Source organism: Flavobacterium sp. NRK F10 (assembly GCF_024054235.1).
Taxonomy (GTDB): Bacteria; Bacteroidota; Bacteroidia; order Flavobacteriales; family Flavobacteriaceae; genus Flavobacterium; species Flavobacterium sediminis.
In genome coordinates this window covers 1279729-1303797 of sequence record NZ_JAMXLC010000001.1, presented here as the reverse complement: position 1 = coordinate 1303797, position 24069 = coordinate 1279729, and the positions used below count along the sequence as shown (strand labels likewise).

Annotated in this window: 18 protein-coding genes and 1 tRNA gene; 12 read left to right on the top strand and 7 right to left on the bottom strand. The window is 36.0% G+C overall.

Features of this window, described 5'->3' with window-relative positions; all coding sequences use genetic code 11:
- The first annotated feature begins 3 nt into the window (after positions 1-3).
- The 5 genes from NHF50_RS05940 to NHF50_RS05920 are packed head-to-tail and all read left to right on the top strand — an operon-like array spanning position 4 to position 5021.
- Positions 4-1221 (top strand): efflux RND transporter periplasmic adaptor subunit, encoded by a 1218-nt coding sequence (locus tag NHF50_RS05940; protein ID WP_252775364.1) that lies wholly within the window; start codon positions 4-6, stop codon positions 1219-1221.
- Positions 1222-1225: 4 nt separating this feature from the next.
- Complete coding sequence (locus tag NHF50_RS05935; protein ID WP_252775363.1) at positions 1226-1969, top strand: ABC transporter ATP-binding protein; 744 nt, start codon at positions 1226-1228, stop codon at positions 1967-1969.
- A complete protein-coding gene (locus tag NHF50_RS05930) occupies positions 1969-3189 on the top strand; it encodes an ABC transporter permease (RefSeq protein ID WP_109568818.1) in 1221 nt (406 codons plus the stop codon). Before NHF50_RS05935 ends, NHF50_RS05930 begins: the two co-directional genes overlap by 1 nt.
- Before the next feature lie 8 nt (positions 3190-3197).
- Positions 3198-4229, top strand: a complete 1032-nt coding sequence (locus NHF50_RS05925; RefSeq protein ID WP_252775362.1) for a sensor histidine kinase — start codon at positions 3198-3200, stop codon at positions 4227-4229.
- Between the two features lie 27 nt (positions 4230-4256).
- A complete protein-coding gene (locus tag NHF50_RS05920; protein WP_252775361.1) occupies positions 4257-5021 on the top strand; it encodes a LytTR family DNA-binding domain-containing protein in 765 nt (254 codons plus the stop codon).
- A 1-nt stretch (position 5022) separates the two neighbouring features.
- Here NHF50_RS05920 and thiL read toward each other — a convergent pair whose 3' ends face one another.
- Entirely contained in the window at positions 5023-6072 is a 1050-nt protein-coding gene (thiL, locus tag NHF50_RS05915) for a thiamine-phosphate kinase (RefSeq protein WP_109568816.1), read from the bottom strand.
- Between the two features lie 124 nt (positions 6073-6196).
- On the opposite strand from thiL, the gene NHF50_RS15750 reads away from it, so the two are divergent.
- Positions 6197-6331, top strand: a complete 135-nt coding sequence (locus tag NHF50_RS15750) for a hypothetical protein (protein ID WP_256475998.1) — start codon at positions 6197-6199, stop codon at positions 6329-6331.
- Here the strand turns inward: NHF50_RS15750 and NHF50_RS05910 are convergent.
- Entirely contained in the window at positions 6328-6810 is a 483-nt protein-coding gene (locus NHF50_RS05910) for a regulatory protein RecX (protein WP_308219307.1), read from the bottom strand. The genes NHF50_RS15750 and NHF50_RS05910 overlap by 4 nt on opposite strands.
- Before the next feature lie 122 nt (positions 6811-6932).
- On the opposite strand from NHF50_RS05910, the gene NHF50_RS05905 reads away from it, so the two are divergent.
- Positions 6933-10997, top strand: coding sequence for an InlB B-repeat-containing protein (locus tag NHF50_RS05905; RefSeq protein ID WP_252775360.1), 4065 nt, complete (start codon positions 6933-6935; stop codon positions 10995-10997).
- 165 nt (positions 10998-11162) lie between these two features.
- Entirely contained in the window at positions 11163-12554 is a 1392-nt protein-coding gene (locus tag NHF50_RS05900) for a dipeptidase (RefSeq protein WP_252775359.1), read from the top strand.
- A gap of 25 nt (positions 12555-12579) precedes the next feature.
- On the opposite strand, the gene NHF50_RS05895 is transcribed toward NHF50_RS05900, so the two are convergent.
- Genes NHF50_RS05895 through NHF50_RS05885 form a run of 3 tightly spaced genes read right to left on the bottom strand, consistent with a single transcriptional unit; the run spans position 12580 to position 15784 of the window.
- Complete coding sequence (locus tag NHF50_RS05895) at positions 12580-13443, bottom strand: cupin-like domain-containing protein (protein ID WP_252775358.1); 864 nt, start codon at positions 13441-13443, stop codon at positions 12580-12582.
- A 50-nt stretch (positions 13444-13493) separates the two neighbouring features.
- On the bottom strand, positions 13494-14840 hold the full coding sequence (locus NHF50_RS05890) for an HTTM domain-containing protein (protein ID WP_252775357.1): 1347 nt from the start codon (positions 14838-14840) through the stop codon (positions 13494-13496).
- Positions 14841-14845: 5 nt separating this feature from the next.
- The gene (locus tag NHF50_RS05885; protein WP_252775356.1) at positions 14846-15784 is read right to left on the bottom strand and encodes a bifunctional riboflavin kinase/FAD synthetase; all 939 of its coding nucleotides are present in this window, start codon (positions 15782-15784) and stop codon (positions 14846-14848) included.
- 165 nt (positions 15785-15949) lie between these two features.
- Between NHF50_RS05885 and NHF50_RS05880 the strand changes: the two genes are divergently transcribed.
- Together NHF50_RS05880 and NHF50_RS05875 are read left to right on the top strand one after the other, a co-directional pair.
- Positions 15950-18643: a reprolysin-like metallopeptidase gene (locus NHF50_RS05880; protein ID WP_252775355.1), complete on the top strand. Its 2694-nt coding sequence runs from the start codon at positions 15950-15952 to the stop codon at positions 18641-18643.
- A gap of 99 nt (positions 18644-18742) precedes the next feature.
- Positions 18743-21523, top strand: a complete 2781-nt coding sequence (locus NHF50_RS05875; RefSeq protein ID WP_252775354.1) for a reprolysin-like metallopeptidase — start codon at positions 18743-18745, stop codon at positions 21521-21523.
- Positions 21524-21568: 45 nt separating this feature from the next.
- On the opposite strand, the gene pth is transcribed toward NHF50_RS05875, so the two are convergent.
- Both pth and NHF50_RS05865 read right to left on the bottom strand, forming a co-directional pair.
- The gene (pth, locus tag NHF50_RS05870) at positions 21569-22135 is read right to left on the bottom strand and encodes an aminoacyl-tRNA hydrolase (protein WP_146193378.1); all 567 of its coding nucleotides are present in this window, start codon (positions 22133-22135) and stop codon (positions 21569-21571) included.
- Positions 22136-22225: 90 nt separating this feature from the next.
- A tRNA-Leu gene (locus tag NHF50_RS05865) sits at positions 22226-22305 on the bottom strand.
- Positions 22306-22458: 153 nt separating this feature from the next.
- On the opposite strand from NHF50_RS05865, the gene NHF50_RS05860 reads away from it, so the two are divergent.
- Together NHF50_RS05860 and NHF50_RS05855 are read left to right on the top strand one after the other, a co-directional pair.
- The gene (locus NHF50_RS05860) at positions 22459-23400 is read left to right on the top strand and encodes a ribose-phosphate pyrophosphokinase (RefSeq protein ID WP_109568809.1); all 942 of its coding nucleotides are present in this window, start codon (positions 22459-22461) and stop codon (positions 23398-23400) included.
- 29 nt (positions 23401-23429) lie between these two features.
- Complete coding sequence (locus tag NHF50_RS05855) at positions 23430-24041, top strand: 50S ribosomal protein L25/general stress protein Ctc (protein ID WP_109568808.1); 612 nt, start codon at positions 23430-23432, stop codon at positions 24039-24041.
- The last annotated feature ends 28 nt before the right edge of the window (positions 24042-24069 follow it).

Genomic DNA, 24069 nt, shown 5'->3' with positions numbered 1-24069 from the left:
AATATGAACAATAAAAAAATAAAATGGATAGCCTTAACAGGAGTTACTGTTATAGTTCTTACACTGGCTTATTTTCTCTTTTCGGGAAATAAAGAGTCTGAGATTAAGGCAGAAACGGTAAAAGCTAAAAAAGCAAATGTTGTATCTGCTGTTACGGCAACGGGAACAATAGAACCGATCACTCAGGTAGAAGTAGGGACACAGGTTTCCGGAGTAGTAGAAAAGATCTATGTTGATTATAATAGCGAAGTAAAAGAAGGACAATTGATAGCCGAATTGGATAAAACCAATCTGCAGGCAGCACTTGTTCAGGCTAAGGCTTCTTATGACAGTGCTTTAAATGAACAAAATTATTTAGAGACTATTTATAAAAGACAAAAAACACTTTTTGAGAATAATGTGATCAGTAAGTCAGATTATGATGAAGCAAGATACAATTACAATAATGCAAAAAGTGCTGCTATACAAAAGTTATCGGAATTACAAAAAGCACAAACCAATCTGAGTTATGCAAATATCTATTCTCCTATAGACGGAGTTGTTCTGTCAAGAGATGTAGATGAGGGACAAACAGTAGCAGCAAGTTATAGTACCCCAACCTTGTTTACTATTGCTAAGGATCTTAAAGAAATGCAGGTTGAAGCCGATGTTGATGAAGCCGATATCGGACAGGTAAAAGAAGGGCAGAGAGTTACTTTTACGGTAGATGCTTATCAGGACGAAGAGTTTTCCGGAAAAATAACGCAGGTACGGCTAAATCCTACAACTACATCTAATGTAGTGACTTACACCGTTGTTATAAAAGCGGAAAATCCGGAATTAAAATTAAAACCGGGACTAACGGCAACTATTTCAATTTATACTTTAGAATTACAAGATGTATTAACTGTTGAAGCCAAGGCTGTTAATTTTATTCCGAATGAGGCTTATTTAGAGCAATTTAATGGACAAAGTGAAACAGTAACCGGTAAAAGGCTGAAACAATCAGTTGCGGATTATGAGAATCAAACAACATTATGGGTGTTGGAAAACAATCAAATTGTATCCCGAAATGTAAAATTAGGAGCAAGTGATGGCGTAAACGTACAGGTTTTAAATAATTTGTTAGAAGGAGAAGATGTTGTGTACGGATTAAAAGAGGTCAGCGGGCAAGAGGCAAATACAGAAAGTAGTAGTGCCGAAAGTCCTTTTATGCCAAAACCACCCGGAAAAAAGAAATAAAAAAATGGAAAAAATAATCATAAAAATAGAAGAACTTAAACGCTCTTTTGTGATGGGAGATGAAACCGTCCATGCGTTAAAAGGGATATCATTTGCTATAAAAGAAGGGGAGTTTGTAACCATTATGGGATCCAGTGGTTCCGGAAAAAGCACCATGTTGAATATTCTGGGGTGTTTAGACCAACCAACATTAGGGACGTATGAAATAGACGGAGTCTCTGTAAAAGAGTTAAGTAAGAATGAACTGGCCGGAATTAGAAATGAAAAGATCGGATTTATTTTTCAATCGTATAATCTTTTACCCAGAACAACGTCAATAGAAAATGTTGAATTGCCTTTGTTTTACAATAATGAGGTTACATCTACAGAGCGAAAAGAAAAAGCAATTGAAGCCTTAAAATTAGTAGGACTGTCAGAACGTTTATACCATACTCCGGCTCAGTTATCAGGAGGGCAGCAACAAAGAGTTGCGATTGCAAGGTCACTGGTTAATAATCCGGTGGTTATTCTGGCAGATGAGGCAACAGGGAATTTGGACACAAAAACATCTTATGAGATTATGGCACTGTTTCAGAAACTGAACAAGCAGGGTAAAACAATAGTTTTTGTAACACACGAACCTGATATCGCTGCTTTTAGTTCGAGAACAATAGTGCTTAAGGATGGAAACATTATTAAAGACGAATTAAATAATAATGTTCTGTCAGCAGCAGAAGCTTTAGCAAACATTAAAAAGACAGAAGACTAATGAGACTTTTAAATTTATTTAAAATAGCATGGAAAGCCATAGTGCTTAATAAGGTCAGAACATTCCTTACAATGTTAGGAATTATTATAGGGGTAGGGTCTGTTATAGCCATGTTAGCCATTGGAGAAGGTTCAAAAGAAAGTATCAAGACACAAATTTCCAGTATGGGATCTAATATGATAACCATTCGTCCGGGAGCAGATATGAGAGGAGGAGTGAGAATGGATCCGAGTGAAATGCAGTCATTGACGCTAAGTGATTTTAATGTGTTAAAAGCAACGGCACAAAATATCACCGCTATATCTCCTTTAGTTAACGGAAGCGGACAGGCAATTAACGGTTCAAATAACTGGCCGACCTCTATTTACGGAATTTCCCCCGATTACCTCACTATTAAGGTATGGGATCTTAGCTCGGGGAGTATTTTTACGAATGCAGAGGTCAAATCAGCGGCCAAGGTAGCTGTTGTGGGGCAAACAGTTGTGTCTAATCTTTTTCCGAATGGAGACGATCCGGTAGGAAAAACAATCCGGTATAATAATATTCCGCTTAAAATTATAGGGGTATTAGAAAAAAAAGGAGAAAATACCTTCGGACAGGATCAGGATGATGTTATTTTAGCACCATTTACAACAGTACAAAAACGTATTTTAGCGATCGATTATTTACAGTCAGTTGTAGCTTCCGCAAAGAGCGAGAATGATGCTCCGGCAGCGGTGGAAGAAATTTCAGAGATATTAAGAAAACAGCATAAGATATCAGTAGGAGACGACGATGATTTCAATGTCTTTTCAATGGAAGAATTGATATCAACATTCAGTTCAACCAGCGAAATGCTTACAGTATTGTTAGTAGCTATTGCCAGTATATCCCTTCTGGTGGGAGGAATAGGAATTATGAATATTATGTACGTTTCCGTAAAAGAAAGGACCCGGGAAATAGGATTAAGAATGGCAGTAGGAGCCAAGGAAGCTGATATTTTGATGCAATTCCTTATCGAAGCTATGATGATCAGTATCACAGGAGGTCTTATAGGAGTTTTTTTAGGGTTAACGTCTACGATCTTTATAGAAAAAGTATTAAATTGGCCTACGGCAGTTACCAGCTATTCCGTGATAATATCTTTTATTGTATGTGCCATAACCGGTATCTTTTTCGGATGGTATCCGGCTCGTAAAGCAGCTGCTTTAGAACCGATATCCGCATTGAGATACGAATAATTAAACTAATGAATATTGTTAAGAATAAAAGAAGCATTGTTTTTTTCCATTTTTTAGTTTGGATAATACTTTTTAGTCTTCCGTATCTGCTCTCTTCAGGTCAGTCGGAAGCACTTCAAAAAGTATTGGTACATTCTTGGATACCACTGTGTTTTTATGCTTTGATTTTTTACGGAAACTATTTTATTTTGATCGATAAATTTCTGTTTCGGGAAAAGATCCTGCTGTTTGTTGTATTGAATGTAATCATGGTAGCCGTATTTGTTTTAGTCAATAATGAGATAAAAACATTTCTTGTCGATCAATTGATAAGGCCTGAAATAAAAGGGCAGGGACCTCCTAAAAAGCTTTTTATTTATGTGGATATCATATCTTTTTCTGTTCCCGTCGTTTTTTCCATTGCGTTAAAAACAACGCAAAAATGGATTAAAACAGAAGCATTGCAAAAAGAAGCCGAAAATGAACGTTTACAATCAGAATTACAACACTTAAAATACCAATTGCAACCTCATTTTTTTTTCAATTCTTTGAACAATATCTATGCAATGGTAGATGTTTCCCCGGAACAATCAAAAGATGCTATTCATAGTTTGAGTAAATTGATGCGTTATTTCTTGTATGAAACAGACCAGAAAGAAGTAGATCTCAATAACGAGATTACCTTTATGGTTAATTATATAGAATTAATGAAATTGAGATTTAATCAAAATGTAAATGTAATCTATCATTTTCCGCAAAATGCTAAAGAAATAAAAATAGCGCCTCTTCTTTTTGTATCTTTAATTGAAAATGCCTTTAAACATGGAGTCTCCGCCAGTGAGAGTACCACGATCTCTTTTGATATGAAAGTTGAGGATCATACGGTTATTTTCAGATCAGAGAATGAAAATTTCTCTAAAAGTACTGCTGACAGAAGTGGTTCCGGCATTGGGTTAGAGAATTTAAAAAGAAGATTGACATTACTTTACAAAGATCGGTATACAATGGATATAGAGATCGGTAATAAGAATTATATAACAACTTTGGCTATTAATTTGTAGCAGATAACAGGGTAAGTTGCTGTCAAAATGTTAAAGAGAACAGTTGTTGAATTAAAGAAATTTGGGATGGAAGAAGGTAAACTAAGTTGTTTAATTGTAGATGATGAACCTATGGCGCTGGATTTAGTGGAACGTTATGTTCTGAAAACACCATTCCTGCAATTGGCAGGGAAGTGTAATAGCGCTGTAGAAGCCTTAGCTTATATTGAAAAAGAAAAGGTAGATGTTGTTTTTCTAGATATTCAAATGCCTGATCTGACCGGTTTGGAATTCGCTAAAGTAGTTCCGAAATCAACACGTATAATTTTTACCACTGCTTTTAATCAATATGCTATCGAAGGCTTTAAAGCGGAGGCTTTGGATTATTTACTGAAACCGTTCAATTATGCTGAATTTCTCTTAGCAGCTAATAAAGCAAAACAATGGTTTGCACTTTGGAAAAAGAGAAAAGAAAATATAAAAGAGAATTCTTTTTTCTACGTGAAATCAGAATACAAGCAACTGAAAATTTCATTCGATGAAATACTTTATATTGAAGGACTGAAGGATTATGTCAAAATTTGGCTTAAAGACAATCCAAAACCGATTTTAACACTTATGAGTCTGAAAAGTTTGGAAGAAGTATTGCCTTCTGACAGATTTATGCGGGTACACAGATCATTTATTGTGTCGTTGTCCAATGTTGAAGTGGTAGAAAGGGGTCAGATAGTGATAAATAAACAAAGAATTACGGTTTCAGAACAATATAAACCGCAATTCTTAGCCTATATAAATGATAATTCTTTAGAATAAATTATTCTTCTTTTATTGCATTCCAACCTCTGGCTTTTAAAGCAATTTTAGTGTTGGCACGAGTAATAAGGTGGGTACCTTCTTTTTCTTCCGTCATATGTCCGATAACAGTGAAGTTCGGATTCCCTTTTATTTTGTCATAATCTTCCGTTGAAATGGTAAACAGTAATTCATAATCTTCACCGCCGTTTAAAGCAATAGTTGTGATATCCAGATTAAATTCTTCACAAACATTGATCAATTGCGGATCACCCGGAATTTTATCCTCATATAAGTTGCATCCTACGCCGCTTTGTTTACACAAATGCAATATTTCGGACGATAATCCGTCTGAAATATCGATCATAGCGGTAGGTTTTATTTCGAGTTTTTCTAAAATCTCCTTGATGTCTTTTCGTGCTTCCGGTTTAAGCTGTCGCTCTATTAAGTAAGTGTAAGCCTCTAAATCCGGTTGGTTGTTAGGGTTTACCAAAAAAACTTGCTTTTCCCGTTCTAAAACCTGTAACCCCATATAAGCGGCTCCTATGTCTCCGGTAACCACTAGTAGATCATTGGGTTGGGCTCCGCTACGATATACAATATCGTTTAAATTGGCTTCGCCTATAGCTGTAATGCTAATAATTAACCCTTTTTGTGAAGAAGTTGTATCTCCTCCGATAATATCAACATTATAGATCTTAGCGGCTAATTTTATTCCTTCGTAAAGTTCTTCAACAGCTTCTAAAGGAAATCGGTTAGAAAGAGCTAATGAAACTGTGATTTGTGTAGGTGTTGCGTTCATAGCACAAATGTCAGATACATTAGCTGCTACAGCCTTATATCCTAAATGCTTTAAAGGCATATACGCCAAATCAAAATGAACACCTTCTACTAACAGATCCGTAGAAATAACCGCTTTTTTATCTTTAAAATCTAAAACAGCAGCATCATCTCCGATACCTTTCAAAGTTGATTCTTGAGATATTTCAATATTTTTAGTCAAATAATCAATTAGTCCGAATTCACCTAAAGACTCTATATTGGTTTTATGTTGGTTTTTATCTTCCAGCATGTTCTTAATTTTTGTGCAAAGATAAGGCAATAAGTTTTATCTGTATTTTAGATTTAACGATTACTTTATTTTGAATAAAGACAATCTTAATAAGTAGTGAGTAATTTTGCAAAAAAAATTAAACATGGAAATCAATCAACATTTAAAAGAAGTTTTAAACGTAGGTGTTGCTCCGCTGCAAAACAAAGAGGAGCAAAAGAAACCACAGAAAAATAAGAAAAAAAGAAAATCTAAATTTTCATTTTTCAATTTATTTTAGTGAGTATTCAACTCATTTAGTTTGTCAAAAATTAAATGGGATTCATAGCCTTTCCGATATAAAAAGTCGGCAAACTTCTTGTTTTTTTTAGAACCTTTCGGTTCTTTTAAACTAATCCAGTGTTTTTCGGCCAATTGGTGAAAATTATCAAAATATTCTTCTTCAGAAATTTCAGCCAGTGCTTCCCGAATTAGTCGGGATGAAATATCCCTAAACTTTAATTCATTCGTAATGCGTACTCTTCCCCAGTATTTATAACGATGTTTACCGCGAACAAAACTCTTGGCAAAACGTTCTTCATTGACAAAGTTGTTTTCCATTAAATGGAGTAAAATTTTTTCTTTAGCTTCCGGTATTAAATGAAACGATTTTAACTTCTCATAAATTTCTTTATAACAACGATCTTGGTAGGAACAATAATATTCCATTTTAGCTGTGATTTCAGCAACAGAAAGTGTTTTTTCAGGTTTTGAACTCAATTTCTTAACAATTTATTAAAGCCTTTTTTTAACAAAAAGACTGATTCTCAAATATTTTTGCATAAATTTGCCCGCTTTTCTAAAGGCGAAACTAATTTTTATTAACCCAAATTAGTAAAAAAATGAAATTAAAATTACTACTCTTAACATTATTTTTTTCAGCTCTTTCTTTTGGGCAAACGACAGTTTCTTATGACTTTTCAGCAGCAGGAGCTGTTACTGGATTAAATCAAGCGGCACCAGGTATTGCTTTAGACGCAAATATAGGCTTTGGCTCTTTTAAAAATAGTGGAACTTCTAATCCTGCTATTTTTAGTGGTCAGTTAAGGTTATATCAAAACGCAACAAAAGGAGGCTCTATAATAGTTTATGCTTCAAATGGAGTTACTATAACAGATGTAGTGGTTCATGCTTCTGGAACTACAGGACCTGCGGCTTACACCGTTGATGGAGGGGGAGCTACTAATCTAGCTGCTGGAACTACTTATACAATGTCCGGTTTGACAGCTACTAGTGAAGTTGAATTTTATCAAAAAGATGGTAGTAGTAGTAATAGGATTTATGTAGATTTTTTTGAGGTAACTTATATCTCCGGGGTTTCGACCTATACAGTAACCTATGACGGAAATGGAAATACAGGAGGTTCCGTGCCTACAGATGCTAATGCATATAATTCAGGAGATACTGTTACTGTTCTGGGGAATACAGGCGGTTTAACAAATACGGGATATACATTTAATGGTTGGAATACGGCGAATGATGGTAGTGGAATTGCTTATGCAGCCAGTACAACTTTTACTATTACTGCTAATACAACTTTGTATGCTCAGTGGTTGTTGACTTCACCACCGGTTATTACGAGTGCTTTAACGGCAACAGGGGTTATAAGTACTGCTTTTGCGTATGATATTGTTGCTACAAATACACCCACCAGTTATAATGCAACCGGTTTGCCTGCCGGTTTGTCGATTAATACAACTACAGGAGAAATTACAGGTTCGGTTGCAACACCGGGAACTTATAATGTAACTATTAGTGCAACTAATGCTTATGGAACGGATACTGAAACTTTGGTAATTACAATTACGGATAGCCCTTGTTTATCTGAATCAAGTTTTTCGGCTACGCCTTCAGGTTGGGATGCTAATAGTGTTACATATTCTTCAGGAGAAGCCGTTTTTGGAAGCTTTGCGGGTGATTTAACAACTTTAGCGCTTTCAAATCCCGCAAGTTTAACATTTGATTTGAGAAGAACAACAAATACAAGTGCAAAAGATTTAATAATTGAAGTTTCAACAACTTCTCAGACAGGACCATTTACTACTGTCTTTACATACGACCATTCTAATACTACTTCAGGAAGTATAACTGCTTGTACAGTTGATTTATCTGCATATACTTCTTTTTCTACAGTTTATATAAGATTTACAAAAGCATCTTCTACTACTTCACCGTGGTATTTGAGTAATGTTAATGTGTTTTGTGGAACACCTTGTACTCCGGCGGTCGTATCAGTAACGCCTACTTCCGGACCTGTAGGTACTGAAGTTACAATTACAGCTTCGTCAGGAGATTTAACAGGTTCTTCTGTGTCTTTTGGAGGAGTAAGTGCCAGTATAGTTTCTAATTCTGCAACGGAAATAGTAGCAATAGTGCCTAGTGGAGCTACTACCGGAGATATCATAATTACAGACAGTCAGCCTTGCGATACAAGTGCTGCATTTACATTAATTACAAATGATAGAACTTCTTGTGAAGGAAGCACGATTACAGATTTGATAATATATGATATTCATGATGAACAAACAGGCTCTGGCGGGTTTATAACTTTGTATAATGGTACCGCAGCGACAGTTGATATGACCAATTATAGTATTTGGAGAACCAGTAACTATAATGACGGAAATGAGATAGATTATGCTGTTTTAACAGGTACAATTGCACCGGGGGCTTTAGGAATATTAAAAGTCTCTGTGGGTAGTTGCGGGCCAGCATCAACAAATGGTACTATCAATAACGGCTTTAATGAGGACGACGGAATTCAATTAAGAAATGCGGACGGAAGTGTTGTAATTGATGATGTGCATACATACGCTACAGCGCCTGGATATTACATGGTTAGAAATACAGGAGCATTAAGTGCAAGAACTTCTTTTGTTGCTGCAGATTGGAGTACTACACCTTTAGTGGCTGGCGAATGTTATCCTAGCGCAGGATTGGTTCTTCCGGATGCTAACGGGAATAGCCCTTCGGTAACTCTTAATCCGGTAGATGTTAATTCTAGCTGCTCATCTACTTCGGCAACGCTAACTGTTTCAGGAACCGAAGGAGTAGCCGGAGGTTTTGGTTTAACATATCAGTGGTATGTAAATGTGCCAGGGAACACAGGTTGGTCAGCAGTTAGTAATGGCGGTGTTTATAACGGAGCGACTTCAACGACTTTAAATATTTCATCAACAAGTGGTTTAAATGGCTATCAATATTATTGTCAAATCAGAGAAGATGCAGTTACATGTTTTACTGCTACTGATGCGGCAATCATAAAAGAAGGCGCTACTGTATGGGATGGAACAACTTGGTCAAACGGCGTGCCCGATTTAACGAAAGCAGCGACTATTAACGGAAACTATGATACAGCTGTAAACGGAAGTTTTGAATGTTGTAGTTTAGTCATAAATACAGGTTTTGCTTTGGATATTCAGGCAGCTGATTATGTTTTGATTGAAAACAATCTGGTAGTTGATGGTACTTTAACAGTACATAATGACGGTTCTTTGGTACAGATAAATGATGCAGGAGTAAATACCGGAGACATTACTTATGAAAGAACAACAACGGGCAATACATTTGACTACGTTTACTGGTCTTCACCTGTTGATGGCGCTAATGCACCATCAGGTTATGTGTATACTTGGGCTACTACAGTTGCCAACACAAACGGAGGAGAAGGAAATTGGGTTGCAGCCGGAGGATCTTCAATGGCAGCCGGAGTAGGTTATATTATGAGAGACGTATTCAGTAGAACTTTTACAGGTGTTGCTCGAAATGGTATTGTTACACCAACAATTCAAAGAGGAACGTATGAAGGGGCTGATTATGCGGGAACTAACGGAACGACAATTACTCGTTTTGACGATAACTGGAACTTAGTCGGTAATCCGTATCCGTCAGCGATCAGCGCAGAAGATTTCTTATTGGCAAACACAAATATCGAAGGAGCTGTTCGTGTTTGGACACATTCAACATCGCCTTCAACAGCTATTAATAACCCTTTTTACGGAACGTTTGTAGCCAACTATACTCCGAACGATTATATTACTTTTAACGGGACAGGTACAGTAAGTGGTCCGGCAGGATTTAACGGGTATATTGCAGGAGGGCAATCGTTCTTGGTGAATATGTTGGATGGTTCTACAACATCTGAAACAGTAACTTTCAATAATGCTTTAAGAAGTACTAGTTATGATAACAGTCAGTTTTATCGTCAGTCTAATGGTAAAATAGCAAATATAGGTATTGAAAAGCATAGAATTTGGTTGGATATTTCAAATGCAAATGCTGTTTCAGACAGAACATTAGTAGGGTATGTTGCCGGGGCAACGGAAGGAAAAGACAGAATGTTTGATGCTGTAACAGCGGTTAAAACCAGCATGAAGATTTATTCTATCATTGATGAAGATAAAATGACTATCCAGGGTAGAGTTTTACCATTTGATAATAAAGATAAAGTACAAATGGGTTATTTTGCACCTTCAAACGGAACATATAATATTTCAATTGCTGCTGTTGATGGCCTTTTTACAGGCAGTCAGGATATCTATCTTGAAGATAAAGAACTAAATGTTATTCATGATTTAAGACAAGCACCATATAGCTTCTATACTGTTGCCGGAGAGGATAACGATCGTTTTGTCCTTCGCTATACTACAGTAGCACTGACTACAGACGTTTTTACGGGTAATGAAAATGAAGTTACAATAGCATCTGCTGAAAACTTGATTATTAATTCTGCAAATAATACAATAAAACAAGTAACGATCCACAATGTACTAGGTCAGTTGTTGTTCAATAAACAAGTGAGTACTTCAACACTTCAGGTGGAAGGTATTGCAAAATCAAATCAGGCATTGATTGTTGAGGTTGTATTAGAAAATAATGAAAGAATAATTAGAAAAGTGATCTTCTAATCAAGATAATAAAACCATTAAAAAGCGACAGATTTCTGTCGCTTTTTTTATGTACTAAAAAGTTGTTTTTGAGTTTTATAAATAATAGGCTTTGTTTTTATAACAATTTTTAAGAATTTACTATTAAAACAATTTTGTATTTTTGAAAATATTCAAAATAAAAGAATGGAAAATATAAAGCAGTACGTTCAGGAAAACAAAGAACGTTTTTTAAATGAATTAGTTGATTTATTAAAAATACCTTCAGTTAGTGCAGATAGTGCTTATGCACATGATGTGATCACTACAGCTGAAGAAGTGAAAAGAAGATTAGAAGAGGCAGGTTGTGATACAGTAGAATTATGTGAAACTCCGGGCTATCCGATCGTTTACGGTGAAAAGATAATAGACAAAAATTTACCGACAGTACTGGTTTACGGGCATTATGATGTTCAGCCGCCCGATCCGGTAGAATTATGGACTTCACCTCCTTTCGAACCTGTTATAAAAGCAACGACTATCCATCCGGAAGGAGCCATTTTTGCAAGAGGAGCTTGTGATGATAAAGGGCAAATGTATATGCATGTCAAGGCTTTTGAGTATATGATGAAGAATGATTGCCTGCCTTGTAATGTTAAGTTTATGATCGAAGGAGAAGAAGAAGTAGGTTCAAAAAGTCTGGGATGGTTTGTAGAACAGAATCAGGAGAAATTAGCCAATGACGTTATTTTGATTTCCGATACAGGAATGATTTCTAATACACAACCTTCAATAACTACCGGGTTAAGAGGATTAAGTTATGTGGAAGTGGAAGTGACCGGCCCTAACAGGGATCTGCATTCCGGATTGTATGGTGGAGCAGTGGCCAATCCTATTAATGTTTTGACAAAAATGATCGCTTCTTTGCATGACGAGAATAACCATATTACCCTTCCCGGTTTTTATGATAAAGTAGAAGAGCTTTCAGCAGAGGAAAGAGCAGAAATGGCTAAAGCGCCGTTTTCTTTAGAAAGTTATAAACGAGCATTAGATATAGAAGATGTTTACGGAGAAACAGGGTATGTGACCAATGAACGTAATTCCATCCGTCCGACCTTAGATGTTAATGGTATTTGGGGTGGTTATACCGGTGAAGGAGCAAAAACGGTAATTCCGAGTAAAGCGTATGCTAAAATTTCGATGCGTTTAGTGCCCAATCAAGATTGGGAAGAGATCACTGAATTATTTACAAAACATTTCGAAAGTATAGCACCTAAAGCAGTTAAAGTAAAGGTTACACCACATCACGGTGGTCAAGGATATGTTACGCCAATAGATTCAATTGGATATCAGGCCGCTTCAAAGGCTTATGCAGATTCTTTTGGCATTGTGCCGATTCCGGTTCGTTCAGGAGGTAGTATTCCGATTGTAGCTTTGTTTGAAAAAGAGCTCAAAAGCAAAACAATTATGATGGGATTCGGTTTGGATAGCGATGCTATTCATTCGCCAAACGAACATTTTGGAGTGTTCAATTACCTTAAGGGTATTGAAACCATTCCGTTATTCTATAAATACTTTACAGAATTGAATACAAAATAAAAAAAGCGACTTTAAGTCGCTTTTTTTATATATTCTTGTGTGTATCAGCTATAGCTCTATCGTTTTTATAATCGATCCAGTCTTGTCCTTTTCTTCTACGCATAAAATTGTCGTAATGACGCATGACAAAAACATTGTAGGCGGCTTTTAAAAGATTGCTTGGCTTGCTGGGAAATGCCCTTAAACTCATAGAAAATCCAGGAGTAACATATTTCATATAATGCCAGAATCCTTCAGGCATGAATAAAACATCTCCATGATTAAGTTCACAGAGTAAACCGTTTGCTTTTTGAAGTGCCGGAAATTTATCAAAATCAGGGTTGTCAAAGTCAATATCTTCTCTTGAAATTAAGGAATGCGGAACTTTGTACATGTACGGTGTTTGTTTCGGGTCAAATAAGATACACTGTTTTTTGCCGTGAAAATGAAAATGTAAAATATTAGAATAATCAATGTCAAAGTGCATGAAAACTTTAGCATTTTCGCCACCAAAGAATAACATCGGAAGCTGTTTAACCAATCGTAGTCCTATATTTGGCCATTTAAAATCATTTTGAAGTTGGGGAACTTCTTTCATCAGATTGTACAAAAAAATACGGTAGTTAGTAGGCTCTTTTTGTAATAAATCGATGTAATCACTCATTTTCATTTTAGCATGAGCCTCGTTAAAGCCATCTTCATGAGAAACAGGTCGGTCGTCATATAAAGGGACAATTTTGTCACCGGCAACCTCTTTGATATAGTTTAAGTTCCATTTTTCAAAGGCAGGCCAGTCTTTGGTGAGCCCTTCAATTACTACCGGTTTTTGCTTTTTAAAGTAGTTATTGTAAAAATCTTCTTTAGAAATATTCTTTACACGTTCAATTGGAGTTAATTGAAACTGTCCCATAATCCATACAAAAAATTAAACCACAAAGTTATTAAAGTGTTATGATTTTTTTATTCTTTTAAGAAAACTTTATCGGGTTCATGGAGCAAAATCCATTCATTATGGGTGAAATAATTCCATTCAGCCTTAGCCATATCATACTCAGGGTCAATGAAAATAAGGTGTTTTTTTTCGTTTATAGCATTTTTACAATTGACATAAATACTGATGTCTCTGTCTGCGTATTCTGATTTAATTTTTTGGCAGAATTGCCATATAAAATCAGGTTTAGTGGCTATTTGAGTATGTTGTTTCGAAGAAAGTTTATCGTAATGGTTGTAAATGTGAGACTGATCGGTTTTGCGATCCACAATCCTGAAAGAGATATATCCGCTTCTTTTTCTGAGCATCATTCGCCAGCTTAACCGATGTCCTTCTTCTGTCCATAATACATCCCCTTCAATTAAGTGATGGCGTAAGGGTAAAAGTAGTTGAATCGTTAAAAACGGGATGAATAGAAAATAGAAAACGTTTCGGTTCTGATAGTTATAATGTTCTTGTGATGTAATATATTCTTTGTCTCTTAAGAACAGTCTTCTGATCTTTTCCGGAGGATAAAAAAATAAAGCAAAGCTTAAGGCGAAATAAGGGAAAATGCCTATTTGCAAAGTGATCGAATTGAATAAATGAAATATTAGAGAACTGATTAAAGCAATAGTTCTGGTTCGTTTAAACAAAAGTAAGGGAACAATAAGCAGATCATAAAAAATCCCTGCGTAGGCAATTAAAAGGTAGAACCATTTTTGGTTGAACAGATCGTAAATAAAGGAATCCTTACTGATACAATTAAATAATGGCGCTGTTAACAATAGATTCTTAGTAAAAGTTCCGTCGAGCCAATCAGGATAAAATTTAGCCAGAGCAGCATAGGTGTAAACAATACCGATCATAATTATAAAAAACATCCGAATCCAGTTTGGCATAGTTTGCTTTCTAATGGTACGATTTAGCTTTACGTCCAAAGATTTTTCTTGATTGGCTGGTAAAAAGATCATTACAAAACTTATCAATAGCAATAAGTAATAATGATTGTTGTAAGATGTTTTTTGCATGAAATAAACTCCGGCCCATAAGAGAGTGTAAAAAGCGATGCTTATCCTGTAGTAAAATCCTGTTATAATAAAAATGCCTAAGATGCCCATTATGGCAAAGTACAAATACATACCGTTTTCAGGTAAGGGTTGTAACCATTCAAATCCGATAAAAGGAAAGGTAAATTCCGGTTCAATAAAAACTTTTTTGACCCATCCGGTTAAAATAGCTCCGAAACTTTCCATGGCAACTAAGAACCCGAAAATTATCCGGAATACAATTAGCGGAGCAATATCAACAGATTTAAAAAAAGTTGTTTTGAACATGTTATTTATTCTTCTTTTGAGAAGTAATTTAAACTGTAAATTTTGTCTTTTTCTAATTGGGTTTGTAATAATTCTATCGAATCAAATTTTTCTTCGTCACGTATTCGTTTTAGAAAACAAACACGAATTTCCTTGTTGTAAATATCTTTGTTAAAATCAAAGAGATTCACTTCAAGACTCAGCTTTTTGTTTTCATTTACCGTCGGGTTAAAACCAATACTCATCATTCCGTTATAAGTTTCTTTCTCAATGCTGCACTGCACAACATAGACTCCTAAGTTGGGGATTAACTTGTATTTTTCCTTGATTTCAATATTTGCGGTAGGAAAATTGATTTTACGACCTAATTGTTGTCCTTTTATTACAGTTCCGTTTATAAAATAAGGATAACCTAAGTAAGAGTTAGCCAGTTCAATTTCTCCGTTTTCTAATGCTTTCCTGATTTTGGTCGAACTTACTGAATTGTTGTCAATTACTTCCGCAGGAATCTGTTCTACTTCAAAATTATATTCTTTTCCGAATGTGATCAGATCGTCAATCGTCGCTGTTCTGTTTCTGCCGAATCGGTGATCATAACCGATAATGATCTTAGCAATGTTAAGCTTTTCAACCAGAATGTTTTTAACGAATTCTTCAGCGGTAAGCCTTGAAAATTCTTGGCTGAAAGGATGAACAATTAATGTGTCTAAGCCTAATTTTTCAAGTAGTTCTCCTTTTTCTTCAATAGTGTTTAAAAGTCTTAGAGTATCATCTTGTTGTAAAACCATTCGCGGGTGCGGAAAAAAAGTAAGCACAATGCTTTCCAGGTTTTTCTTCTGGCCTTCCGAGACCACTTTTTCAATTATTGACCGATGCCCTATATGAACGCCATCAAATGTCCCAAGGGTCAAGATGGTTTTTTTTTCAGAAGCTTTGTAATGATTTATTCCTTCTATTGTTTTCAAATCCTGAAATTTTCTAACAAAAATAATACAACTGAAAATTCCATTCATGAGGAAAAGCCCTTTTTTTTGAAAAAATAAACAAAAAGTAAAATAAATGTTAAATTTTTGTAAAAGTAAAATTAATTTATATATTTGCTTGTTAACAACTATTTTAAAATAACAAAAATGAAAAAAACACTACTATTAACACTCGGAGTTTTTGCCTTTAGTGTTTTGGGATACTCCCAAACGGAAAAAGCTTGGAGTGCTGTAAAGAACCGAGATTTTCAGGTTGTTAATTCTGCTAATCGACAAAGCTTTCCTTCTGATTTTAAGTTAATTCAGCTGGATTATAATGTTTTAAAAACTGCTTTATCAAATGTTCCGGATAGAGTCGGGGGAGGAAAATCTAATATTATTATTGCTTTGCCTAATTCTAAAGGGGAATTGGAGCACTTCAGAATGTATGAAGCGTCAAATTTTGATTCTGATTTACAGGCACAGTTTCCTGATATCAGATCGTATGTTGGAGAAGGTATTGAAGATAAATATGCTCAGGTTAGATTAAGTATCGATCCTAGAGGAATTCAATCTATGGTGTTTCGAGCTGACAAAAGAAATGAATTTTTAGAACCTTATTCTACTGATGGTAAGGTGTATGTAGTTTATAATTCGTCAAGAAACAAAGGTAAATTGCCGTTTACTTGTTCTACTCCTGAACAGTCTTTGGCTACAGATTTAAGTGAGAGACTTAATGAGGTTGGTCGTTCTAGTACAGGTCAGTTATTGGATTTCAGATTGGCATTATCTTGTACGGCTGAATATGCTAATTATTTTGGAGCAACCAGCTCGCTTAATGTTTCTTTGGTTATGGCCGCATTTAACGCAACAATGACCAGAGTTAACGGAGTCTTTGAGAAAGATTTTGCAATCCACATGACTATGATTGCCAATACCAGTAGTGTAATTTATTACAACCCTGCCACTGACCCGTATTCAGATGCTTCAAGCATGGGGAACTGGAATTCGGAATTGCAAACAACATTAACATCTGTCATTGGTGAAGCAAATTATGATGTAGGACACTTGTTCGGTGCTTCAGGAGGAGGAGGAAATGCAGGATGTATCGGATGTGTTTGTGTTAACGGACAGAAAGGAAGCGGTATCACATCGCCGGCTGATGGTATTCCGGAAGGAGATAATTTTGATATAGATTATGTGGCACACGAATTAGGACATCAATTCGGAGCTAATCATACATTTTCTTTCAGTAATGAAGGAACAGGTGTAAATATGGAAGTTGGATCAGGATCAACAATTATGGGGTATGCCGGGATTACGTCTCAAGATATTCAGTCGCATTCTGATGACTTTTTCCATTCGGCAAGTATAGCTCAAGTGCAGGCTAATATGGCAACAAAAAGTTGTCCTACTTCTACTCCTATCACGCATGGAGCGCCGGTTGTAGATGCAGGAGCAAATTATACGATACCTAAAAGCACACCGTTTATTTTGGATGGTTCAGCTACAGATGCAGGAGGAGGAAGTTTGACCTATTGTTGGGAGCAATACGATAATGCAAGTCCTGCTCAAACAGGAGCTAATTCAGCAGCTTCTGAAACTAAAGCTTCAGGACCTAACTGGATGTCCTATAAACCGGTATCAACTTCAGTAAGGTATATGCCTAATTTAACATCGGTATTCAATGGATCAACAACTACCAGTGGTTCAGAGATATTAATTGAGGCTTTGAGTTCTGTTTCCAGAAACTTAAACTTTAGATTGACAGTTAGAGATAATGTGACAGGTCAGGGACAAACCGGTTTTGATGATATGGTTGTGACAGTTGATGGGAGCAAAGGACCTTTGACAGTTACTTCTCAAAATGCGACCGGAATTTCTTATGATGTGAATTCAGTTCAAACCGTAACATGGACCGTTAATAATACAAATACCATAACAGGAGGTTCAAACGTTGATATTTTGATCACATCAGATGGAGGTGCAACTTGGACTACACTGTTAGCAAATACGCCAAATGATGGTTCAGAAGCTGTAACAATGCCTGCAACGGCTTCGCCTTTCTGTAGGTTGATGGTTAAAGCGAGTAATAATATTTTCTTCAATGTTAATACTGAAGATTTTGCGGTAGGATATGTGGTAACTACAACTTGTAATACTTATACAAACAGTACACCGTTGGTAATTCCTGATGGTACTGCGGCAAATACACCGGGGGCTGTTGTTTCTAATACAATAAGTGTACCGGCTACAGGGACAATTTCAGATGTGAATGTTAGTTTAGATGTTACTCATACATGGCCAAACGATTTAGTGATTGAGATTGATCATCCGGATGGATCTACTTACGATATTGTTTGGGATAGAGCTTGTGGAGGTAATGATAATTTTAATGTCACTTTAAGTGATGGTTCGCCTACATTTACATGTGTTGCAAATATGACCGGAACTTTTTCTCCTTCAAATCCGTTATCTGTATTCAACGGGCTTGATCCTAATGGAACATGGACCTTATATACAGCAGATTTTTATAATGCAGATACAGGGCAAATTAACTCTTGGTCTATAGAAGTTTGTACGCAGACAGCAGTTTTGGCTACAAAAACTTTTGATTCAAATGATTTTGTAATTTATCCTAATCCGAACAATGGTTCGTTTAATTTACAGTTAACAGCCGTTTCGGATAATATCACTGTAAGAGTTAATGATATAAGAGGTAGATTGATATTGGATAAACAAATTCAGGCTAATGGATTGGTAAATGAATCTATTCAGTTATCAAATGCTCAATCTGGTGTTTATTTAGTTACAATTGAAGACGGAGGTAGAAAAGTAACCAAAAAAATAGTGATTGAATAAAAAACATAATATTTATATATAATGTTAAAAAACAAGGGAGATGTTAATTATCTCCCTTGTTTTTTTATATTTGTGGCTTAACCAAATTGTTAACAAGAAATGAAAAAAACATTACTATTTTCATTTTTCACCTCTTTCGTTTTTTTACAGGCTTCTTATGGTCAAACCGGTAAAGTTTGGTCGGATGTAAAAAAAGGATCATTTGAAAAAAGAAATACGATTGAGCGAGTAAGTTTTCCTACGAGCTATCTGACAAGAAGTCTTGATTTGTCAAGTATGACAAGATCACTTTTAGCTGCTCCGGAAAGAAATTCCGGGGATTATTCAACAGTTATTGTTGAAATTCCGAATGCATCAGGCAATTTAGAGAAGTTTAGAATGTATGAAGCATCAAATTTCGATTCTGATTTACAGGCACAATTCCCGGGAATCAGATCTTATGTTGGTGAAGGGATAGATGATAAATTCGCTCGTTTAAGATTAAGTTTAGACCCGAAAGGAATTCAAGGTGTAATTTTTAGAACGGGGAAAAGAAATGAATTTTTAGAACCGATCTCTAAAAACGGAGAGGTTTATGCTGTTTACAGCTCTGGTCGTGAAAAAGGGAAATTACCTTTTACATGTTCTACACAGGAACAGACTTTAGCTTCAGATTTTTCAGATAGATTTTCTGAAGTTGGGAGATCAAGTGCCAGTCAATTATTGACTTTCAGATTGGCATTGTCTTGTACTGCAGAATATGCAAATTATTTCGGAGCAACAAGTGCTTCTGATGTAGCCTTGGTTATGGCAGCATATAATGCAACTATGACTAGAGTAAATGGTGTTTTTGAAAATGATTTTGCTATTCATATGAATATCGTTTCTCAATCTACTAATGTTATTTATTATAATGCTTCAACAGATCCTTATTCAGATGCTTCTTCCGGAGCTTCCGGAGCATGGAATACGGAACTTCAGAATACGTTGAGTTCAAGTTTAACCGGTGCGTCAACTTCTATAACGGCAAATAATGCGGCTTATGACGTTGGTCACTTATTTGGGGCTTCCGGAGGTGGAGGAAATGCAGGATGTATCGGATGTGTTTGTGTTAACGATACATTGAGTCCACTTGATGAGAATAAAGGAAGTGGATTTACCTCACCGGCTGACGGAGTTCCTGCCGGAGATAATTTTGATATTGATTATGTAGCGCATGAAATGGGGCATCAATTTGGTGCAAACCACACTTTTTCTATGAGCTATGAAGGTTATGGGGCAAATATGGAAGTTGGTTCCGGATCAACAATTATGGGCTATGCAGGAATTACATCTCAAGATGTTCAGTCACATTCTGATGATTATTTTCATGCTGTTAGTATCGCTCAGGTTCAGTCTAATATGGCAACAAAAAGTTGTCCTACTTCGACAGCGATAACTCATGGTGCACCGGTTGTTAATGCCGGGGCTGATTATACAATTCCGAAAAGTACTCCTTTTATGCTGACAGGTTCTGCTACGGATATTGGAGGAGGTAACCTTACCTATTGTTGGGAACAATATGATGATTCAAGCGGTACTTTAACAGGGGCAAATTCAGCAGCGTCAGAAACAAAAACTTCTGGTCCAAACTGGAGATCTTATGATCCTGTAACTTCGCCGACAAGATATTTTCCTAATATGACTTCTGTATTGAGCGGTTCAACTACTACCGATGGAGATGCGATTTTAGTAGAAGCATTAAGTTCTGTAGCCAGAACTTTAAGCTTTAGATTAACTGTTAGGGACAATGTAGTAGGTCAGGGGCAAACAGGTTATGATAATGTGATTGTTACCGTAAGTGGTACTAAAGGGCCTTTGACAGTAACGTCTCAAAATACTACTGGAATTGTGTGGACGCCGGGAACAACGGAAACTATTACATGGACAGTTAATAATACAAATACGATCAGTGGCGGAGATAATGTGGATATTTTGTTGTCTACGGATGGGGGACAAACTTGGGGAACAACATTAGTTTCTGCAACTGCTAATGATGGTTCTGAAACGATTACTGTTCCTAACGTAACTGCTGCTAACTGTAGAGTTATGGTAAAAGCTTCGGCAAATATCTTCTTTAATGTTAATTTACAAAATATAGCTGTTGGAGATTATACTTATCAAGCTCAAAATGTTTGTGAAGATTATACTTTTAATTTAAATGCAAGTATTGCTGAATCAACAGCTAATAGCTATGCAGGGTATAATTTACCTATTACAGATTCTTTTGTAATAACGGATATTAATTATTATGCTGATGTTACTCATCCAAGTATTGGTCAAGTAAATATCTTGTTAAAACAACCATGGGAAGATACTTCTGCCGGCTTGATTACTGCATTGTGGTATAATAACACATGTACTACTGCAGATTTGGATAAATGGTTTGATACTTCTGGGGTAGCTGTAGATTGTGCTCAAACAACAACTGGAAGTGACTTTGTACCTTATTCAATAGGAAATATTAATGCTGGTGTAGGGCAAAATAGTGCCGGTACTTGGGGGGTTTACTATAAAGATGGTGTTGTTGACGGTTCAAATGGTATTCTTAATACTTTTACTATTCAGTTATGTCATGCAGAATATGTACCTGTATTAGCAACCGAGTCTTTCGAATCTAATGATTTTGTGTTGTATCCAAACCCTAACAACGGTTCGTTCAATTTACAGTTAACTGCTGTTTCAGATGAAGTTTCTGTAAATGTTTACGATATGAGAGGTAGATTGATCTTGAATAAAGAATTCCAAGCAAACGGTTTAGTTAATGAAGCGATTCAGTTAAACAATGCTCAATCTGGAATTTATTTAGTAACCATTCAAGATGGTGGCAGAAAAGTGACTAAAAAGATCGTTGTTGAATAATGATTTAAAATAGTTTATCAAAAAAGGGCGCTTTAAGCGCCCTTTTTATTTTCCGTTAAAAGTATTCATTGTATTGCTTAAACCGGCTAAAGCAAAAGATTTGATTACCTCTGAAGCTGTTTGAAGTCTTTCTTGTAGTTTTTCTTTTTCTTCTTCGTCCCATTCGCCTAAGACATAGTTAATTTGTTGCCCTTTTTTGAACGAATCACTGATGCCAAATCTGAATCTGGGGTATTCATTCGTATTCAGTAGAAGCTGAATGTTCTTCAGTCCGTTGTGACCGCCGTCGCTTCCTTTTCCTTTTAGTCTAAGAGTTCCGAAAGGAATGTTCAGGTCATCAGTAATTACTAAAATGTTTTCTTTAGAAATGTTTTCTTTGTCCATCCAGTATTTAACGGCTTTCCCGCTTAGATTCATATAAGTATTAGGCTTTAGGAGGATTAATGTTCTGCCTTTAATTTTAAATTCGGCAACATCGCCTAATTTAGCGGTACTAAAATCTATATTTTCTGTTTTTGCAAAATGATCTAAAATTTTAAACCCAATGTTGTGACGAGTGTTAACGTATTCTGAGCCAATGTTTCCTAAACCGATGATTAAAAACTTTTTCATGATATTGGAATATGTTTTTTTAAAGCTGAAATTTATAAAAGAAACTGTTTTAAACAAAAAAAGACTGTTTAAAAACAGTCTTTTGCCTTGTACCGCGGGTGGGAATCGAACCCACACTCCGTAGAACACGAGTTTGAGTCGTGCGCGTCTACCAATTCCGCCACCGCGGCTTCTTGAAATTGTGAGTGCAAATGTATAGAAAAATTCTAAATTAAAAAGTAAAAATGTTTAAAATTTACTTTCAGAGTTGAAATTTATTCCTAAATTTGCAGCCTGATTATTTCAGACACAACACTAACTAACTACTAAACAAATAATTAAAAATGTCATTCAACGAGCCAGAAGCAAAAATTTTTGCATGTTCTCAGAGTGTATATTTAGCGGAGAAAATAGCTGAGGCTTATGGAGTACCGCTAGGTAAAGTTACGTTCTCAAGATATAGTGACGGAGAGTTCCAACCTTCTTTTGAAGAATCAATCAGAGGGCTTAGAGTTTTCTTAATTTGTTCAACTTTTCCAAGCTCAGACAATTTGATGGAACTGTTGTTGATGATCGATGCCGCTAAGCGTGCTTCAGCTCGTCATATTACAGCAGTTATCCCTTATTTTGGTTGGGCCAGACAGGATAGAAAAGATAAACCAAGGGTTCCAATAGGAGCTAAATTGGTAGCAAAACTGTTAGAATCAGCCGGAGCAACCCGAATTATGACCATGGATTTACATGCAGATCAAATTCAGGGCTTTTTTGAAAAGCCGGTGGATCATTTATTTGCATCAACGATCTTTCTGCCTTATGTGAAGAGTTTGAAATTGGAAAATTTAACAATCGCTTCACCGGATATGGGAGGTTCTAAAAGGGCTTATGCCTATTCTAAATTTTTAGAATCGGATGTAGTGGTTTGTTACAAGCAGAGAAAAAAAGCAAATGTTATTGACACAATGGAGCTGATCGGGGATGTGAGAGGTAGAAATGTGATCTTGGTAGACGATATGATTGATACCGGAGGAACTTTAGCAAAAGCAGCCGATGTGATGATTGAAAAAGGAGCTTTAAGTGTTCGTGCGATCTGTACTCATGCAATACTTTCAGGAGATGCGTATGAGAAAATTGAGAAATCTAGCTTAAAGGAACTGATTGTTACAGATTCTATTCCGTTGAAGAAAGAGTCAGGTAAAATAAGAGTGGTAAGTTGTGCTTCTCTTTTTGCCGAAGTAATGCATATGGTACAGAATAATAATTCTATCAGTGGCAAATTTTTAATGTAAATTTTTTTATTAATTATATATTTTTTTAAATGAAATCAATTACGATTAAAGGATCAGAAAGAGAAAGCGTAGGTAAAAAGGCAACTAAAGCCGTACGTGATGCTGGAATGGTTCCTTGCGTTATTTACGGAGGATCAGAACCAGTTCATTTTGTTGCAGACGAAAGAGCTTTCAAAAACTTAGTTTACACTCCGAACGCACACACTGTTGTAGTTGAGTTAGAAGGTGGAAAAACAATTGACTGTATCTTACAAGATATTCAATTTCACCCAGTAAACGATAAAATTTTACATATCGACTTCTACCGTTTAAATGATGAGAAAGAAGTGGTTATGGAAGTGCCTGTAAAAGTAACAGGAAAATCTCCTGGAATTATGGCAGGGGGTACTTTACGTTTAAACTTACGTCGTTTAAAAGTAAAAGCTTTGCCTAAAAACTTACCGGATTTCGTTGAGGCTGATATTACTCCGCTTGAAATGGGTAACAGATTATACGTTACTAAATTAGCGTCTGATGATTTTAAAATCATGCACCCGGACAATACTGTTGTATGTCAAGTGAAAGTATCTCGTGCTGCTATGAAAGCTGCTCAGGAAGCTGCTAAAGCTGAAAAAGCTGCTAAAGGTGGTAAAAAGAAATAATTTTTTCAATCTTTATACAAAAAAAGGG

What these genes read in the sequence shown, in the direction of transcription:
- NHF50_RS05940 (WP_252775364.1), top strand. Translation starts at nt 4, where the DNA reads ATGAACAATAAAAAAATAAAATGGATAGCCTTAACAGGAGTTACTGTT.
- NHF50_RS05905 (WP_252775360.1), top strand. Translation starts at nt 6,933, where the DNA reads ATGAAATTAAAATTACTACTCTTAACATTATTTTTTTCAGCTCTTTCT.
- NHF50_RS05900 (WP_252775359.1), top strand. Translation starts at nt 11,163, where the DNA reads ATGGAAAATATAAAGCAGTACGTTCAGGAAAACAAAGAACGTTTTTTA.
- thiL (WP_109568816.1), bottom strand. Translation starts at nt 6,072, where the DNA reads ATGCTGGAAGATAAAAACCAACATAAAACCAATATAGAGTCTTTAGGT.
- NHF50_RS05930 (WP_109568818.1), top strand. Translation starts at nt 1,969, where the DNA reads ATGAGACTTTTAAATTTATTTAAAATAGCATGGAAAGCCATAGTGCTT.
- NHF50_RS05855 (WP_109568808.1), top strand. Translation starts at nt 23,430, where the DNA reads ATGAAATCAATTACGATTAAAGGATCAGAAAGAGAAAGCGTAGGTAAA.
- pth (WP_146193378.1), bottom strand. Translation starts at nt 22,135, where the DNA reads ATGAAAAAGTTTTTAATCATCGGTTTAGGAAACATTGGCTCAGAATAC.
- NHF50_RS15750 (WP_256475998.1), top strand. Translation starts at nt 6,197, where the DNA reads ATGGAAATCAATCAACATTTAAAAGAAGTTTTAAACGTAGGTGTTGCT.
- NHF50_RS05880 (WP_252775355.1), top strand. Translation starts at nt 15,950, where the DNA reads ATGAAAAAAACACTACTATTAACACTCGGAGTTTTTGCCTTTAGTGTT.
- NHF50_RS05875 (WP_252775354.1), top strand. Translation starts at nt 18,743, where the DNA reads ATGAAAAAAACATTACTATTTTCATTTTTCACCTCTTTCGTTTTTTTA.
- NHF50_RS05920 (WP_252775361.1), top strand. Translation starts at nt 4,257, where the DNA reads ATGTTAAAGAGAACAGTTGTTGAATTAAAGAAATTTGGGATGGAAGAA.
- NHF50_RS05895 (WP_252775358.1), bottom strand. Translation starts at nt 13,443, where the DNA reads ATGGGACAGTTTCAATTAACTCCAATTGAACGTGTAAAGAATATTTCT.
- NHF50_RS05935 (WP_252775363.1), top strand. Translation starts at nt 1,226, where the DNA reads ATGGAAAAAATAATCATAAAAATAGAAGAACTTAAACGCTCTTTTGTG.
- NHF50_RS05860 (WP_109568809.1), top strand. Translation starts at nt 22,459, where the DNA reads ATGTCATTCAACGAGCCAGAAGCAAAAATTTTTGCATGTTCTCAGAGT.
- NHF50_RS05925 (WP_252775362.1), top strand. Translation starts at nt 3,198, where the DNA reads ATGAATATTGTTAAGAATAAAAGAAGCATTGTTTTTTTCCATTTTTTA.
- NHF50_RS05890 (WP_252775357.1), bottom strand. Translation starts at nt 14,840, where the DNA reads ATGTTCAAAACAACTTTTTTTAAATCTGTTGATATTGCTCCGCTAATT.